Source organism: Xylanibacter ruminicola, from assembly GCF_900142525.1.
GTDB classification, from domain to species: domain Bacteria; phylum Bacteroidota; class Bacteroidia; order Bacteroidales; family Bacteroidaceae; genus Prevotella; species Prevotella ruminicola_A.
The window spans coordinates 1-15,210 of the sequence record NZ_FRBD01000035.1; the positions used below are offsets into that span (position 1 = coordinate 1).

Genomic DNA, 15,210 nt, shown 5'->3' on the forward strand with positions numbered 1-15,210 from the left:
TGTCTGAGGATCAAAACTGCCATCACGGTCACGAGGTGTCTCTACAGTTACCTCACCATACTGCGTCTGAACAGTTTTAGGCATTTTGCCATTACGACGATTCCCTGACTCACGGGACCCTTCACTCAAGTGAGCATCCATCTCACCCTCAAGAGCTGCATTCAAAATACGCTCCAACATTGGTGCCAATGCACCATCTTTTCCAAACAACGGCTTGCCTGTACGCAACTGCTCGGCTGCCAGCTTGTAATCAATTTCTTCGTTTGCCATCATAAAATAAACGTGTTAAACTACATTTTGTTGTAGCCTGACACAGTTTACTTTACATTCTCAAAGAACGTCGTAATTTTATCAATGTTTATGAGTTGCTAAATCACCCTTATATACATTGGGATATTAATTCTCCTTCCTATCAAGCTTCATTCAACCTTGTATATAAACTGGCGCAAACTCCCGATCAAGAATTGTATATCCACAGGTTGCTTGATCCTGCAACTTCCACAAAAAGTTATAACCAACTTCCTTCTTTCTCCATTAATGAGTTTATAATACCAACGCTGATTTCCAAAAACTATCGAAGTATGAAAGATGCTTTGATAGTGTTTGATCAATTAGGTGATAAAAAAAGCGCATTGACTACCACATATATCTATAATGCTTTATATGGAAAGTTTGTTAAAGAAGATCTATCTATTTTGACTCATGAAGAAAAACAAAAAATATTAATTAGTATGAATAATGTAGATGGATATGTACAAGAAGGATTGAATAAACAAATAATAAAAATGGATATTTACCTTTTCTGTAATAGACATCATTATTATCTAAAAAGTGGTATTGTTATTGATAGAGAGGCTGGAGACTTTATTTTTAAGTCGCATAGTACAAAATTTACAGAATCATTCTTGGAGGTCCTTAGGAGTGAAAGAATTATTGGCTTACCACCAGAAGATATTCGTAAAATATTTGTGGTTATAATACGTCATACAGTGGAATACTATGATGAATTGTGTTGGAAACGATACCTTAAAATTTTCGACTATTTCAAAAGTGAATATGAACTTAAGTGGCATTCTTCGATAAAAAGCATTGTAATACAGTTATTTGGTAAAGAAGATTATGTCGTAAAATATTTTAGTAAGATGAATGGCGATGTAAAAGTTTATCCAACGACCTCAACTAATAATAGAGAAGAAGAGAATTTTAAAACGTCTAAACAAATAATAAAAAAATTAGAAGTGGATTGCTCTACGGCTCCTGATGGTTTTGTTTTGCCTTCTACATTAAATTTTGCACTTGATAAATTGCAGAAATTTTCAATAGATGCAAAATTATATAATGATGTAAAAAATATCTTGCAAGAATACAGAACAGTGGATAAACTGTCCTTAAGAGGATATGCGTTAATGGTATGTTTAGCTCCTAATCGAGAAGAAAAAATATTCTGGTTAAATCTATTAGATAAACAGTTAGAACAAGTTGGTGAGATTAATGAAAAAGCATTAGGTATTCTTTGTGTCGAAGGATCTATTGACATAGAACGTTCTAGAGGCTATTTTGAAAGATGGTTAAATTGTTTTAGAGAAATATACATAACTCCTGAGAAAATTGCTCAAAATTTGTCTTCTAGACAAAATACATTAGGAAGAAGATTGAGAATGGAATTCTCTCAACCTGATAATCGTCGCTCTCGCAAAATTATTAAAGACATCCTATTGATTTACTCGTATTGTAATGAACCATTTGATGAAAATAATTTTATAGATGTCTCTATCGATGATGCTGTTGGAATGATAGAAGAACAGCGAGAAATAATAAAGGAAAGAATTTATAAACTTGAAAATGCTAGAAAAACTATTAGGAAAAGTACTTCTAATAAAAGGAATAAGACTATGGAGGAAAGAAATCTTGAAAATGATGCTTGGAAGATTGGTGATAGAGAATCGATAGGTAAATGGTTAGATTACCTAAAGATGGAGTATGGAGCAGAAATGATTATTCGCGTTAATAAATCAAATAAAGCTAAAGCCATTATAACAAAACATCTTCGGAGAGAGAATAATGTATTAAAAAGCTTGCTCATTGAAAGATATGAAAAAGTAAAAATGTTTCATCATTCTATTAATGATAAGCAACGTGTTTTGGGAGAAATCGATATGAAGATTATGGATTCTTTATCATATATAATGCTTTTTATAGAAAAACTATATCAAAAGCCAAATCCGTTTGATTGTCTGATATCAACTATTCAAGAGATGATGTCAAGAATTCAGTCACATGAGGAGTTAGGGCAATTGTCTTATATGCTACCCGAAGAAATTAAAAATTTTAATTATGAAGAACAATTATACTCCGCAGCCGATTGACACAAGTGATGTTAAGCTGCCAAAAGAATTAAATACCTTAGTTGAACAGATGGCTAAGAATGTACATGAGGTTTGGGCTGAGGCCCGTATCAGACAAGGATGGACATACGGTCCAGAACGGAATGATACTTTGATGACTCATCCATGTCTTGTGCCATATGAGGAACTACCTGAAGAAGAAAGAGAATATGATCGTAACACCAGTATTGGTACACTGAAATTGATTTTGAAAATGGGTTTCAAAATTACATAATCTCAATCATTTTCTTTGCGTAGATTATATTCGAAATAGTTGCAAATAATAATTTGCATATTCCACATATTATGTGTACCTTTGCATACAATAATAGAATAAACTAAGAACGTATATACATGTCCAATTAAGAAGAACGTGCTGAACTGCACAAGACGATATGGAAAAGAAACGTACTACACCGGAGTATATAACATCACTCCAACCAAATGAGATCTTCGTTTTTGGCAGCAACCTTCATGGTATGCACGGCGGAGGCGCTGCCTATGTTGCCTTACGAAAGTTTGGCGCCATTATGGGACAAGGCGTTGGTCTGCAGGGCCAAAGCTATGCCATTCCCACCATGCAGGGTGGGGTGGAAACTATCCGTCCGTATGTTGACGAGTTCATTGAGTTCGCTAAGCAACATCCAGAACTCATCTTCCTCGTTACCCGCATCGGCTGTGGTATCGCTGGTTTCAGCGACGATGAAATCTCTCCTCTCTTCGAGACAGCTCACGACGCGGAGAATATTGTCCTACCACCAGGATGGTGATTTTTATGTGATACCCAAATTCCGCAGCACTTTAATTTAACTTTCTTTATAAGTACCTGAGCAACAAAAAGTTCTTCGACGCGCGAAGCGGCAAAGCCGAGCGGCTCAGGATTTGGCCATGTCAGATTTTTTACTTACCTTAGTGCTGCAAATCAAGACAAGCAAAATCATCAATGACATGGCAAAATACAAATAAAATCTGAGAAAATCACCGCTTTTGGCGGAATATTTTTCGTTTTGGACAAATTCGACTCTATTCTGTCCTCTGTGATAGACTCACACTTAGGACTCTGTTATGAAATATATATCACCAGATCTGCACGCGCTTCTCTGGTGCGAGATAGAGTTTCCCGTCGGTCACGTTGAAGAGCCTGTACCAGTCGTCGAAGAGTGTCACGATGACATTGATGCGGTTTTGGGGGATTGAATGGCCGTCAGCCAGGTACAACGCCTTCTTTTGGGCAAGGGTGGGATATTCCAGCCACAGTTTTGCATAGTGCAGGAAGAACTCCTGGCAGGCATAGTCGAGGGCAGCCCCCTGAAGCCCCTCATCCATTTTCTTCTGCTTGAAGAGTGAGTAGGCCAGCGTCATGCCGCCGTAGTCGGCCATGTTCTCCGCCAGCGTCTTTTTGCCATCGGCCGGCTGTCCGGGGTAGGCCTCCATACGGTTGTAGAGCGCAATCATCTCCTGCTGCTTGGCCTCGAACTTCGCTTGGGATTCTGATGACCACCAGTCTGTCAGGTTTCCCTGTTTGTCATACTTTGCCCCCCTGGCATCGAAGCCGTGGGTCATCTCGTGGGCGAAGACTGTAGCGACAGCGTACTGGGTGTAATCATCATCGGCAGGGAACATGCCTTCACTGATGAATAGCGGCAAGATGACCAGACAGTTCATCTCGCAACTATAAAAGGCGTTCTTCATGCTATAATCGATTTCATAGTCGATGAAGGCGCGGACATGCTGCTCAATTTTTCCGCACATGTTATGCCTGATGGCTTCATTCTGCGCTATGATGGACAGGGCGTCCTCGACCAGCGTGTTCCCCTCGTCGAGGGTGAACTCGCCTTCGCTAAGGTTGTCGGGCATGCCGACAAAGAACTGCATGGCCTCCAGTTTCTTCAGTGCCTCCTGGCGCGTGGCGTCGCTCAGCCAGTCGAGCGTTTCGATGCGCTGTCGGAACACGGTGCGCAGTTTCTCCAGCATCGTCAGGCAGCGGTCTGCCCCGGCTTGCCCCATCTTCCGTAGTACGTCCGCACTCAACTTGTTCATCAGGAAGGGGCTTGTCTGTTTCAATGTCGCTACGATATTACTCTTGACGTCTCCTTCGCTGTTACCGGCATAATTAGCCTTCATGTAGCTGAATACGCTCATGACGGCATAGTATCTCAGGTAGTCGTAGCAGTTGTCCATCGTCTTCAGCACGGTCGTGATGCCGCCTTTCTGTTCCATATATTTCTTGAAGGCGGGGGATTCATCGAAGATTGCACCAGCCATTGGATGGAATGCTTCCTCCAGCGTCTCCCGGGTGACTTCGTCTTCGACGCCGCCCCCGGCACGTGTGGCACGGCCCCGCGCGAAGCTGCCGGCCTCGATGTATTCAGGTATGTCGCGCACGTTCCACAAGCTCTGACGGTCTGAGTCGGAGGTATCGCCGCCATCATGGGCTGTCGCATAAATCAATTGCTCCTCGGCGAGAATCGCGCTGACGCGCTCCTCGAGTTCCGCCTCATAGCCTGCCGCCTTCGTGCGCTCCGGATCTGCCACGTTGTCGATGGTCGTCAGTATGCGCTTGATGCTCGATTTCAGCAAGTCTGTCCTTTTAATTCCCAGCAGATATTCTGGCGTTCTTGTCAGGATGCCTCTGCTCACTATTTCCTGGAAGGAGTGGGTTTGCATATGCATATCCACTCTTTTCGAGAATATAGGATTCAGCCCCTTGTCCTGCAGTTTGCCGATTTCGGTCAGCAGCATGCCGATTCCCGTCGGCTTCTGGATGTCCAGATAGTCGAGTACGGCCTTCACGTCTTCATTCAATGATGGCGCAGGAGCCTCAATATTCCGCACGAGGTGCCGGGCCAGGGGGTTGTCGGAGGCAAACAGGCTCTTTTCAACCTCATTGGAGTATATTGCATCGTAATAGTCCATGTAACCCGGGTCGCCCTCTTTATGTGAATTGAACCAGGTGCCCAGGGCATACATGTAGAAGTCGTCGCCGGGCTTGACGGTCTTGTCCATCAATGCCTCGTTGACGAAGTGGTCTGGAACTACGGGGTTGTCTATTGAATTGTCAACACACGATGTGAATACGCTTGCGCCGCTGATGAGGATGGCGGCGAGCACCCATTTCATGATTCTTTTCATATTGTTACGAACCTTAATTCCGCAGCATTTTAGTTTAACTTTCTTTATAAGTACCTGGGCAACAAAAAGTTCTTCGACGCGCGAAGCGGCAAAGCCGAGCGGCTCAGGATTTTGCCATGGCAAAGGTACAACAAAAATCTGAGATAATCACCGCTTTTGGTGGAATATTTTTCGTTTTGGACAAATTCGACTCTATTCTGTCCTCTGTAATCGACTCTCACCTAGGACTTCGCAGTAGGCTGATAGGCTATCAGTACAGCGAGATAAACGGCAGAAAAAACAGACAGGCATGTCTCAAATGACGGCAAGACTAGACCGTTGAAAAATTATCTGCGGATTTTAGGAATAATCCTATTGAATAATAAAACCCCGCATTGTCAAATTCCTAACAATGCGGGGTTTTTTCCTTTAAAAGATCCTCTTCAAAGAGAGTTCTATGTTACATTGTTTTCCAGCTTTATTCAAGCAGTCATCCCCTTCAAAAAAAGTTTTTTGGAAGGATGTGAAATGGCTTGGGAGAATTATATTGGCCCGAACCACCTGCGGCATTGTCGAGGTCGGCTTCGTCGAGTGGCCATGCGCCGGCCTCCACCAGTTCGTTCTTCAACTGCTGTGCTTCTTCAGCCAGTTGCTTCAACTGCTGCTTCTTCTGCTCAATCTGTTCGTTTGTTAATGTTGCCATCATGTTTAATCTTTATTATTCGTGATAAACAGTAGAATCTTTATAAAAAACTATGGTGAGGATCGTGGCGTATAAAACCTCCTGCCACTTTGTCGAGTTCATCCTCGTCCATGGGCCATGCGCCAGCCTCCACGAGTTCGTCCTTCAGCGCCTTCATTTCCTCAGCCAGTTGCTTCAACTGCTGCTTCTTCTGTTCAATCTGTTCGTTTGTCAGTGTTGCCATAATCTTAAAGTTTTATAAGTGAATAATTATTGTATAGTTTATGATCACGGGGTCTGACCCCAGTGATCACAGACTACCTTCTAAAATATTGTATTGGCGCTCTTACTCCTCCTGCCGCCTGGTCGAGGTCGGCTTCGTCGAGTGGCCATGCGCCGGCCTCCACGAGTTCGTCCTTCAGCGCCTTCATTTCCTCAGCCAGCTGCTTCAACCGCAACTTCTTCTGCTCAATCTGTTCTGCTGTTAATGTTGCCATAATAATAATTATTAAATGTTTGTTTCAGAATTTGTTGCATTCACTTGTTGAATCTACCAGAGAAACCATTTATTCTCCGTCTCTCTTGATTATATCAAATAGAGGTATTCCTCCTGCCGCCTGGTCGAGGTCGGCTTCGTCGAGTGGCCATGCGCCGGCCTCCTGCAATTCCTTGATGATTGCATTCATCTCCTCAGAGAGCTGCTTCAACTGCTGCTTCTTCTGCTCAATCTGTTCTGCTGTCATTGTTGCCATATTGCTAAATATTTAATGGGTTATACCTTATTATATTATTTGATTGTAGGATCCTGTACCTTGCGCTGGTGAGAGCGCCGCTCGCGCTGGCCGCCCGTCACCACCTCCAACTCATCCTCGTCCATGGGCCATGCGCCGGCCTCCACAAGTTCGTTCTTCAACTGCTGTGCTTCTTCAGCCAGTTGCTTCAACTGCTGCTTCTTCTGCTCGATTTGTTCTGCTGTTAAATTTGCCATAATGCTAAATATTTAATGGGTTATACATTATATTATAAGTTTGTGGGAGGATCCTGTATCCTCGGTAATTTCGTTTGCACAAAGATACGTTTTTCCTGCGACTTTTGCAACAGTTGCTGTCATTTTTCCAGCGACTTTTATATATTTTTATGCTTTTTTCTAACGAAGTTTTAGATTCCGTTGCTTTTTTTACCAGAAGATAGTACCTGTCCCACAGACTATGGTTACCGGATAACCTTGCGGCCTTTGTGGATATAGATGCCCTTGCGCTGTGGACGGCTGTTTGTAACCACGCCGTTCAGACCAACATAAGGGCCGTTGTCGTCATCCTCGCGGGAGACGCTGACAATCCCAGTCTCCAAGTCGAAGTAGAACCTTTCTTCCTGGGCAACGCTGTAGATAATATCGTCAGCCGAAGGATTCTCTTTCAGCTCGTTTACGAAATACGACATTACATTGTAATAGCCGCTTCGTGGTACGTCGAGCGTCAGATCCGTCGTCAGCTTATAATTGCCGCTGCCAGCCTTCTCGGGCAGGGCTCTCAGGTAGTCGGCGGCTTCCTGCCGTAACCTGGCTATTTGAGTAAACTCCCAATTGTCATCAGCGATGCAAACGTATAAATAGATGTTATTGGCTGGTACGCCCTGAGGGACGATAGCCTCGGGATTATCCGCGATGCTCACGTGATAGGCAATCTGCCCAGGCAACAGCTCGTAGGTGCTCTGGTTGACGAGATAGTCGTCATAACTTCCGATGGTGTCGCTCACCTCTATGGCCCATTCTGCTAGCGGCGTACCGTCAGGCCAGGATAACAATAAGCCGACCGTTCCGCTGGCCATCGGCTTGAAACAGAAGGTAACCTCCGTGTCCTGACCAGCCCGCAGATAGGCACCAGCCTTCATTGGGTCGCCTTTGCTGCGCGGCGTCTCCGGCGTAAGGTCTGCCGGATTGACCTTACCGAAATAGGAGGGTACCAGATAGAGCGGCATCGTACTCTCGCGCTCGCTCTTGTTGCGGATGGTCAGTGTCAGGTCGTTGCCCATACCCATACGGCCAGGCCCCTTGGTAAATTCAGCCTTGGTAATCTCCAGATTGGGCTTTTCCTTGACGAGATAGAACTGCCCGCCAGTTGTGCGGCCCGCTATGACACGATATTCCTCGGAAGCGAGCATCTGCCAGTCGCAGCCTGGGATGTTGCGGAAACGTACCATTGGATAGAGCACCATCCACTCCCCAGGCTGAAAGACTGTGGAATCGACTTTGACTAAGAGCGCATTGCTACTCCAATTATAGACGATACTGTCGGCGGGATTACCCATGAACACCGGGGTGAGGGTGCCGTCGTCAGCGCGGGTACCGATGGCGTGATCAGCACTGACTTCTTCGTTGCCATAACTATCGGAAAGAAAGTAGTAACAGAATCTAACAGAGTCGGGCTCTGCAACGCTTACAGGATTCTCTGGATCGAGATATGCGAGATGCTTAACCGTCTTGAAACAGGTGCCATCTTTGTCGGGCTGTATGCCGATGACGGCATCCTGATTGATGCTGAAGCCGATGCCGCGGGAGCCGGCTCCCGCACCGGGGGTGTCAAAAAGGTTGAGCACAGAGAGCGAGAAGTAGGCATCATAGATGCCGCCACCCCCCCAGTTGATGTGGAAGAGACCATTGCCGTCGTAGCCGTCACACACGAAGCCGTGTCCACCAGCATCGCTTTCCCCCCCATACAGCACAGGCCGGCCATTGACCAGTTCGCTGTAGATCAGGTCCTCCCAGCCGTCGATACTATAGCATATACGGTGTCTATCCTGCGCCGTGTTCTGATAGCCGAAATACTTGACAAGGGCCGCCGCAGCGAGTTGGTTGAAGGAGAGTGAACCTACAGGGGAATATTTCATCCTGACGCCCTGCCCACAGTAGCGCATCAGCTTGGCCACGGCCTTCTGCTGTTCGGGAGTGCCGATGATACCCTCTGGCGTCACATAATTGTCGAGCATGTTGTCCCAGTCGAAGGTCGTCGGCGGCAGCGCGTCGATATGCCACACCTTCTCCACATTCTCGTGGGCCGTCGTGAAGTCATAGGCGGGAATCTCCGTGCAGGCTTCTTTCGGCCACTGGTAGTAGTTCATCACCATCGCCATCGCGGTGGCCACGCAGCCTGTTGCCGACGGCTGACCCTTCCAGTCGGGATTGGCACCGTCGTAGGGAGGCGTGTCGTTCCAGTAAGGCTCAATTTGATTCCACTGGGTCTTGAGCAGCGGGCCGATGGCTTCACGCGGGGCGCGGGTCTTCTGTCCGTGTCTGCTCACGCCGTCGGTAAACTCCTTCGTGTTGCCCAGCGTTGCCATGGCCTGGTCGTAGCTCTTCAGCCATGCCCGCATGTTGTCTGGCATCCTGTCCCAGTCGATGCTGCCGGTGGCGCTATAGCCCAGCACGGGTAGCGCACGGCTGTCGCCAGAGGCAATCACAAAGCCGCCGCCATCCAGGTTGAAGGCATAGATACTCTTGGCTCCGGTCTTAGCCGTAACCGTCTTCCGGTCCATGCCCACATTCAGTCCTCTGGTCTTGGCAGGAGCGTTATTGCTGAGATATTTCAGGGCGCGATTGCGCGCCTGCTCTTCCGAAATCTGCTGTGCCCATACACCAGCGGTCATCAGCACAAGCAGTAACAGTAGCAATTGTCTTTTCATCTAATCTAATTTATAGTGATCACAGGGTCTGACCCTAGTGATCACATTTCGGTGGCAAATATACAAAAATAATTGGAAATAAATTACTATTTCAGTATTTTTTTTGTATCTAAAACCCCGCATTGTTAGGATTTTGACAATGCGGGGTGGTGAGGATTACTACATGCCCATACAGCTGGTGGCTCCCAGTGCCGTCAGTATCGCTGAGGCAATCGAGGCGATGAGCTGAACGATGAATTTTGCTGTTTCTTTCTTTGTCATAGTTGTTTTGTGTTTAAATGGTTAATCCCCAGGGTTAGGGGTGAGGCCGCCGGTTGGGCCGTCATTCTCAGGATCCTCGATGTCGCCGCTGTCGGTGCTGGTTACTCGCTTCACCTCCTTACCTGTGCGGTCGATGCAGGTAATCTGGATAGCAGTGTTAGCCAATTCCTCCTTCAGGTCAACCGATGGTGTGAAGATGATGCGGCGGGTTGAAATGAGGCCAGTCTTCACGTCGTTCACGTTCTCCACTGCCTTGCTTCGCAATCCGAAGCGCATGGTGCCCAGTCCGGGGATAGCTACCGAGTGTCCTTCAGTGGCCCATGCCTTGATGACCTGTCCTGCAGCGTCCCAGCAGGCCTGCATCACGCCAGGCATCACGCCGCTGCGCTGTGCAGCTTCCTTGATTACCTTTTCCTGATTGAGTGCGGTGTACAGGTCGGGGCTCAGTACGTAACGATACTTACCTTCTTTCTCTTTGTCAAACTTCAGCAGTCTCTCTACTGCCTTTACTTTCAAAGCCATAATTAAATTAAAATTTTAAGGGTGTAAAATCTTTTCCTTTTCCTTAAAACCTCTTCCTTAGTCGTAGATTTGCGGCGTTAGCCTCGAAAATTTTTCTGGTAGGCCTACAAAAAATTTTTCTCTGGCTTGTTCGCAATTTTTAGACGCCTTTCTTATCCTTGCATCTATGATGCAAAGGTACGAATAATTTTTGAATTGTGCAAGTTTTTTGGCAATTATTTTAAAAAAATCTATTATACTAGAAAGTGCAGGGTTATTAACTTATAACTCCTGACACCTGACATCTTAATATTTCGTTTTATTTGAAACGAAGTTTTTTTATTATATATATTATATATAATATATATAATAAAAGATATTATGCTGTGTTACTGTACCCAAGCTACTCTTTACCACCTTTTCCAAAATACAAAAACCTAAATGTCAGGTGTCAGGAGTTATAACTTTATAACCTCCGAGAAGAAAAACACGAAAAAAGTTGGAATGAGACTAAAAACATTGTATCTTTGCATCATCAAAACAGTAAGTTTAACAATTAACAAATATAATCAACTAATTCCCAAAATGGATAATATTACTAACGAGATTGTAAGATCTCAACTGGGGGGTGCTCCGCTTGCTGGCTGCCGTGTTACCCCTGAATACCTAACTGAGCTCAAAGAAAACATAAACATTGTTAGGGACGTTGCCAGAATGTATTGTGCTTTGAATGTTACTAATATGAAAAGCAGAGGAATGATTGGGCGATACTTCTTGATGGAGATTAGATGCGTCAACAAATTGCTGCCTGTCTATATCGACGAGCTGCGACGGGGCTTACGCATAGAGGCCTTATGTATATCGTCAGGGATACATCGCGACGACATGTTCTGGGAGTGGTGCGATACGCTGTGTTGCGATATGAAAGGGCAGACCTTGTACCGCCAACTGAGAGACGGCATCGACAAGCTACAAGAGCTGCTGATTGAGGCAGAGAGCGTGCTGATGCATTGCGAACCTACACAGTTCGAGAAGTTCTTCTTCAGCGAGAAAGAGCACTACAGCAGCACGAGTGTGGTGAGACGATTTGAAACGTGGTTGTATGATAACAGCTATCCTGATATCGACAAACTGCGTGAGCTGCAGGCGCAGGTTGTGGCTGAGACGTTGAAGAAGGGAGTGATGGACTATGCCAAAGTGCCATCGCAGAAGGAGATTGACCAGGTGGATGTAGATATTCTGAAGAGCCTGCTGCCTTACGATTTCGAGATGACTGCGGATTTCAGAGTGGCCTGTGCCCGCTGGCGCCGATTTATGCATTGGGAGGGCTACATACTCATCATCAACTATAAGAAATACGGGAAATACATTCATGCGCATTTTTATGAGTTCAGCAAAACACAGTTGCAGGCTATCTTTGAACTCGACATGATTCTGCTGCTGATACATCAGGAAATGCAGAAACTGATGGATGAGCAGCGCCATAAAGATACTGATTCAGTACTGAAGTCGGAAAAGGCTATGAAATATTGGAAACGTCTGATGAAATTAGGATTGGTTGATGGTAATTGCCAACTGCTACCAGCGACCTCTCGTCAACAGGCCATGTATATTGTTGAACCTTTTGCTGAGAAACTTGGCTTGAAAAAACAATGGAAGCCGTTTGAAGATCTTTGGGGTATAAAAAACTTGGCCCAAGAGAAGTGGAAATTCCAGCAAACGGCTGTTTTACCTCCTATACATGAAGCTATAGACCATGTTTTTGAAGATTAGCTAACTTATTGATTATCAAGGCTAATACCTCCTATAATAGCCCCTACTATAGCTCCTATATAGGGGCTTTTTTTATTTTATCCTTCTTACCTTTGCACTCGCAAACCTTGAGACGATGGAATCAAGTTTGCGAGTGTTCTTTGACATGTTTACATACAAAATTTCCCAACGCATACACGCACACATGCATACATACGCACGTACATTTAATAAAAAAGATATGACGACAGAAGAAAAGAAAATGATGCAACCTGCGCAGGATTATATACGCAAGTTGCAACAAAACCGTAATGCGGGCACCGACGACTGTATGCTCTCTTCTGATTTGGCAAGAGAGATGGGCATCACTGCCCCGGATCTACACCACTATCTAATAGATGTGGGATTTCTCTTTCGTGAGCGATCAACTTACGAACTGAAGCTCAGTAAGGATTATGCTGGGCTTGGATACGCAAAGACTCGAAGCCACTTTCGTTACAGCCAGAAAGGCGAACTCATAGAGACGCGCTTTCCGGTTTGGACCGAGAAGGGGCAAGAGTACATTAAGGATTTAATTCAAGGAAAAGGAACAAATAAGGGTAAAAAAGTAAAAAAGTAAAATGGAAAGAATCGTTAGAATTTTGAATCAGAGCGGATTGCAGACCCGCCAGTACATGGACCGCAAAACGGGCGAACAGCGAGTAATTAATACGATTGTGCTGAAGTTGACGGATGGCACCGACACCTTCCTGGGTGAGATTACGGGCGAACGTGCCGTGAACTGTCCCAAGTACGACCCGCAGTACATCTACAAGGTGCAGTGCTCGATGGTGGTACGTGAGTGGAACTCACAACAAACTGGTGAGGCGATGCAGGCCACAACGATTTACGTGGACAAAATCAACATGATGTGATGACTTTAGAGTATCTGGAGATTATGGAAGAGATGAATCAAGTTATGAGTGAAGAATTAAGAGTTAAGAGTTCTTCACGCAGGAAGCTGCAGAAATCGTTTAAGTCGAATACTCGTATCTACGATGATGGTTCGATTGAGGTTGACCCACAGGCTCAGGGCGAGCCCAGTCAGAAGAACGTGAAGAAGGTGGGTAAGAGTAAGCGGTATATTACCTCGGGCAAGAATCCGCTTACGTGTGTAGAACTGAAATGTCCTGAGGATGTGCCCGACAAGGCGGCCTTCTTCCACAAGGAGTTGGCTAAGCTGACCAAGGACATGGAGATAGAAGAGCCGCAGATGCCTGAGGGCGAGTTCCTATTGAATGAGGACCGCGTGAAGGTGCGCTATGCGGCAAAGGAGCGCAAGGTGGTGGCCTGGCTCACATTTGAGGCTAAAGGATTGATAGACGTAAGGAGAGAGCTGTACAATCTAACAAGCAAAATTGACAAATGTTTTGTTATCAACGAAGCTTTGGTAGTCCAACCCAAGTAGTTACTGCTGAACAGTTTCGGGCGCTAATCACAGCGCCTGAAACTATCAGGAAAGTGAAAGAGGCCCGTGAGGCTCTGGCGCGTGGCGATAAAAGGACCTACGACGCCAAAAAGAAGGGGCTGCCCCTGGCTATCTTTATCGGCACCTTCGAGGAGTCGGTAAAGGTGATGAAGGATAGGAATACTGGTGAGGAAAAGTCTGTGAAAGGCTGCTGGCGACTGCAGAAGCATTGCCGCCTGAATGGACTCTGCGTCATCGACTTTGACCATGTGGAGGGCGATGTTAGGGAGATATGGCAGCAGGCCTACGACAGGCTCTCGGATGAAGACAAGGCGAGGGTACTGCTGGTTTACGTAACCCCCTCGGGGCATGGATTGAAGGTGGTGTTTATCGCTGATGCTGCGGTAGGCAATCTGATTGATAACCAGATTGTGTTCTCTCGAAAATTAGGGCTGAACCCTGACGAGGCCTGTAAGGATGCCAGCCGCGGGGCGTTTCTGACTATGAGTGATGATATTATCTTTATTGACGAAGAAAGACTGGTTACTTATGAAAGTGAAGATTTTGGTAAGAAGTATGATAATGAGTATCATGCTGGTCATAGCCAGCCTACTATTAATGTCGTAGCTGAACCACATAGTTCTGATGGTTCACATGGTTCTGGCGCATTTGCAAATTCGGCTGAACAGATGACGTATCACGGCGTGCCGTACCTGACGATTATCGAGGCATGGAGCAAGCAGCGGTTCAGCGGTACCAACGTGTCGAGGCATGAGGCCAGCGTGGTGTTGGCTCGTGACTTGTATATCATGACAGACCGCGACAAGCAGGCTACTCTGGCTTTGCTGATGGCTCAGAAATGGGTACAGGAGATGGTAGAGGAGCGCCAGGAGGATGTGGAGCGTACCGTGAATAATGCGGCTGACTATGTGACGGCACAGGAAAACGAGAATGCTAAGAAGGGTAAGCCGTGGTTGCCGAAGATTTCGAAGGAGATGACAGCGGCATTGGAGAGTGCAGGGGCAAGCCAAGCGGCCGCTCGACCTTTGGTCGCTCTTACCTTTGCACCAGATTATAGATAATGTTCTAAATGTAAGATGTTAAACATCTCTTTTTTTTTAGGACATGCGGTCGGAATTTTGTAGTTTTGCTAGAGATTGTGGCCGTGGAGGATGAGATCATTGGTCGCTAGGTAAGCCATAGGTAGCTATATCGTTTGCAAGACTTTCCTCCGTCCTCCTTTTAAAGTCTTTAGAGTCTGAGCAAAGAATCGAAGCACGCCGTTGGGTGATGCAGTGTCCACTAAGAGTGAAGTCGAGGAAGATTTTGGCTATAATCTATAACTAGAGTTATTAACCCTTTAAACAGTTATCAAGATGAAGCCAAATTCACAG

18 protein-coding genes and 1 pseudogene are annotated in these 15,210 nt (G+C 45.7%); 9 read left to right on the plus strand and 10 right to left on the minus strand.

What is annotated here, in order from left to right; genetic code table 11:
• A partial coding sequence (locus tag BUB86_RS16180) for a transposase (protein ID WP_175549443.1) occupies window positions 1-270 on the minus strand: 270 nt, incomplete at its 3' end.
• A gap of 311 nt (window positions 271-581) precedes the next feature.
• Here BUB86_RS16180 and BUB86_RS16185 point away from each other — a divergent pair.
• From BUB86_RS16185 to BUB86_RS16195, 3 genes are all read left to right on the plus strand, one after another.
• Entirely contained in the window at window positions 582-2,366 is a 1,785-nt protein-coding gene (locus BUB86_RS16185) for a hypothetical protein (RefSeq protein WP_073211579.1), read from the plus strand.
• A complete protein-coding gene (locus BUB86_RS16190) occupies window positions 2,335-2,619 on the plus strand; it encodes a RyR domain-containing protein (protein ID WP_073211581.1) in 285 nt (94 codons plus the stop codon). The genes BUB86_RS16185 and BUB86_RS16190 overlap by 32 nt, the downstream gene beginning before the upstream one ends.
• 160 nt (window positions 2,620-2,779) lie before the next feature.
• The gene (locus BUB86_RS16195) at window positions 2,780-3,154 is read left to right on the plus strand and encodes a hypothetical protein (protein WP_073211584.1); all 375 of its coding nucleotides are present in this window, start codon (window positions 2,780-2,782) and stop codon (window positions 3,152-3,154) included.
• Window positions 3,155-3,461: 307 nt separating this feature from the next.
• Here BUB86_RS16195 and BUB86_RS16200 read toward each other — a convergent pair whose 3' ends face one another.
• Window positions 3,462-5,516: a M13-type metalloendopeptidase gene (locus BUB86_RS16200; RefSeq protein ID WP_081373301.1), complete on the minus strand. Its 2,055-nt coding sequence runs from the start codon at window positions 5,514-5,516 to the stop codon at window positions 3,462-3,464.
• A 116-nt stretch (window positions 5,517-5,632) separates the two neighbouring features.
• On the opposite strand from BUB86_RS16200, the pseudogene BUB86_RS16205 reads away from it, so the two are divergent.
• Window positions 5,633-5,782 (plus strand): annotated as a pseudogene (locus tag BUB86_RS16205) (IS1380 family transposase); the annotation flags it as partial.
• Between the two features lie 212 nt (window positions 5,783-5,994).
• Here the strand turns inward: BUB86_RS16205 and BUB86_RS16210 are convergent.
• The 8 genes from BUB86_RS16210 to BUB86_RS16240 all read right to left on the minus strand — a co-directional run bounded on the left by BUB86_RS16210 (window position 5,995) and on the right by BUB86_RS16240 (window position 10,638).
• Window positions 5,995-6,198 carry a hypothetical protein gene (locus BUB86_RS16210; protein WP_139261702.1) on the minus strand — a complete coding sequence of 68 codons (204 nt, stop codon included), beginning with the start codon at window positions 6,196-6,198 and terminating at the stop codon, window positions 5,995-5,997.
• Window positions 6,199-6,238: 40 nt separating this feature from the next.
• A complete protein-coding gene (locus tag BUB86_RS16215) occupies window positions 6,239-6,421 on the minus strand; it encodes a hypothetical protein (RefSeq protein WP_073211596.1) in 183 nt (60 codons plus the stop codon).
• 73 nt (window positions 6,422-6,494) lie between these two features.
• Complete coding sequence (locus tag BUB86_RS16220; protein WP_073211599.1) at window positions 6,495-6,674, minus strand: hypothetical protein; 180 nt, start codon at window positions 6,672-6,674, stop codon at window positions 6,495-6,497.
• A gap of 69 nt (window positions 6,675-6,743) precedes the next feature.
• Window positions 6,744-6,929 (minus strand): hypothetical protein, encoded by a 186-nt coding sequence (locus BUB86_RS16225; RefSeq protein ID WP_073211602.1) that lies wholly within the window; start codon window positions 6,927-6,929, stop codon window positions 6,744-6,746.
• 35 nt (window positions 6,930-6,964) lie between these two features.
• Window positions 6,965-7,165 carry a hypothetical protein gene (locus BUB86_RS16230; protein ID WP_073211605.1) on the minus strand — a complete coding sequence of 67 codons (201 nt, stop codon included), beginning with the start codon at window positions 7,163-7,165 and terminating at the stop codon, window positions 6,965-6,967.
• A 224-nt stretch (window positions 7,166-7,389) separates the two neighbouring features.
• Window positions 7,390-9,855, minus strand: coding sequence for a C10 family peptidase (locus BUB86_RS16235; RefSeq protein WP_081373302.1), 2,466 nt, complete (start codon window positions 9,853-9,855; stop codon window positions 7,390-7,392).
• A 159-nt stretch (window positions 9,856-10,014) separates the two neighbouring features.
• Complete coding sequence (locus BUB86_RS17785; protein ID WP_175549355.1) at window positions 10,015-10,116, minus strand: smalltalk protein; 102 nt, start codon at window positions 10,114-10,116, stop codon at window positions 10,015-10,017.
• Between the two features lie 21 nt (window positions 10,117-10,137).
• A complete protein-coding gene (locus tag BUB86_RS16240) occupies window positions 10,138-10,638 on the minus strand; it encodes a DNA-binding protein (protein ID WP_073211610.1) in 501 nt (166 codons plus the stop codon).
• Window positions 10,639-11,358: 720 nt separating this feature from the next.
• Here BUB86_RS16240 and BUB86_RS16245 point away from each other — a divergent pair.
• From BUB86_RS16245 to BUB86_RS16265, 5 genes are all read left to right on the plus strand, one after another.
• Window positions 11,359-12,390 carry a hypothetical protein gene (locus BUB86_RS16245; protein WP_139261704.1) on the plus strand — a complete coding sequence of 344 codons (1,032 nt, stop codon included), beginning with the start codon at window positions 11,359-11,361 and terminating at the stop codon, window positions 12,388-12,390.
• Between the two features lie 220 nt (window positions 12,391-12,610).
• Window positions 12,611-12,988: a phage antirepressor KilAC domain-containing protein gene (locus BUB86_RS16250; protein WP_175549533.1), complete on the plus strand. Its 378-nt coding sequence runs from the start codon at window positions 12,611-12,613 to the stop codon at window positions 12,986-12,988.
• Window position 12,989: 1 nt separating this feature from the next.
• The gene (locus BUB86_RS16255; RefSeq protein ID WP_139261706.1) at window positions 12,990-13,283 is read left to right on the plus strand and encodes a hypothetical protein; all 294 of its coding nucleotides are present in this window, start codon (window positions 12,990-12,992) and stop codon (window positions 13,281-13,283) included.
• The gene (locus BUB86_RS16260) at window positions 13,280-13,816 is read left to right on the plus strand and encodes a hypothetical protein (RefSeq protein WP_175549534.1); all 537 of its coding nucleotides are present in this window, start codon (window positions 13,280-13,282) and stop codon (window positions 13,814-13,816) included. The genes BUB86_RS16255 and BUB86_RS16260 overlap by 4 nt, the downstream gene beginning before the upstream one ends.
• A complete protein-coding gene (locus BUB86_RS16265) occupies window positions 13,774-14,898 on the plus strand; it encodes a BT4734/BF3469 family protein (protein WP_081373303.1) in 1,125 nt (374 codons plus the stop codon). Before BUB86_RS16260 ends, BUB86_RS16265 begins: the two co-directional genes overlap by 43 nt.
• The last annotated feature ends 312 nt before the right edge of the window (window positions 14,899-15,210 follow it).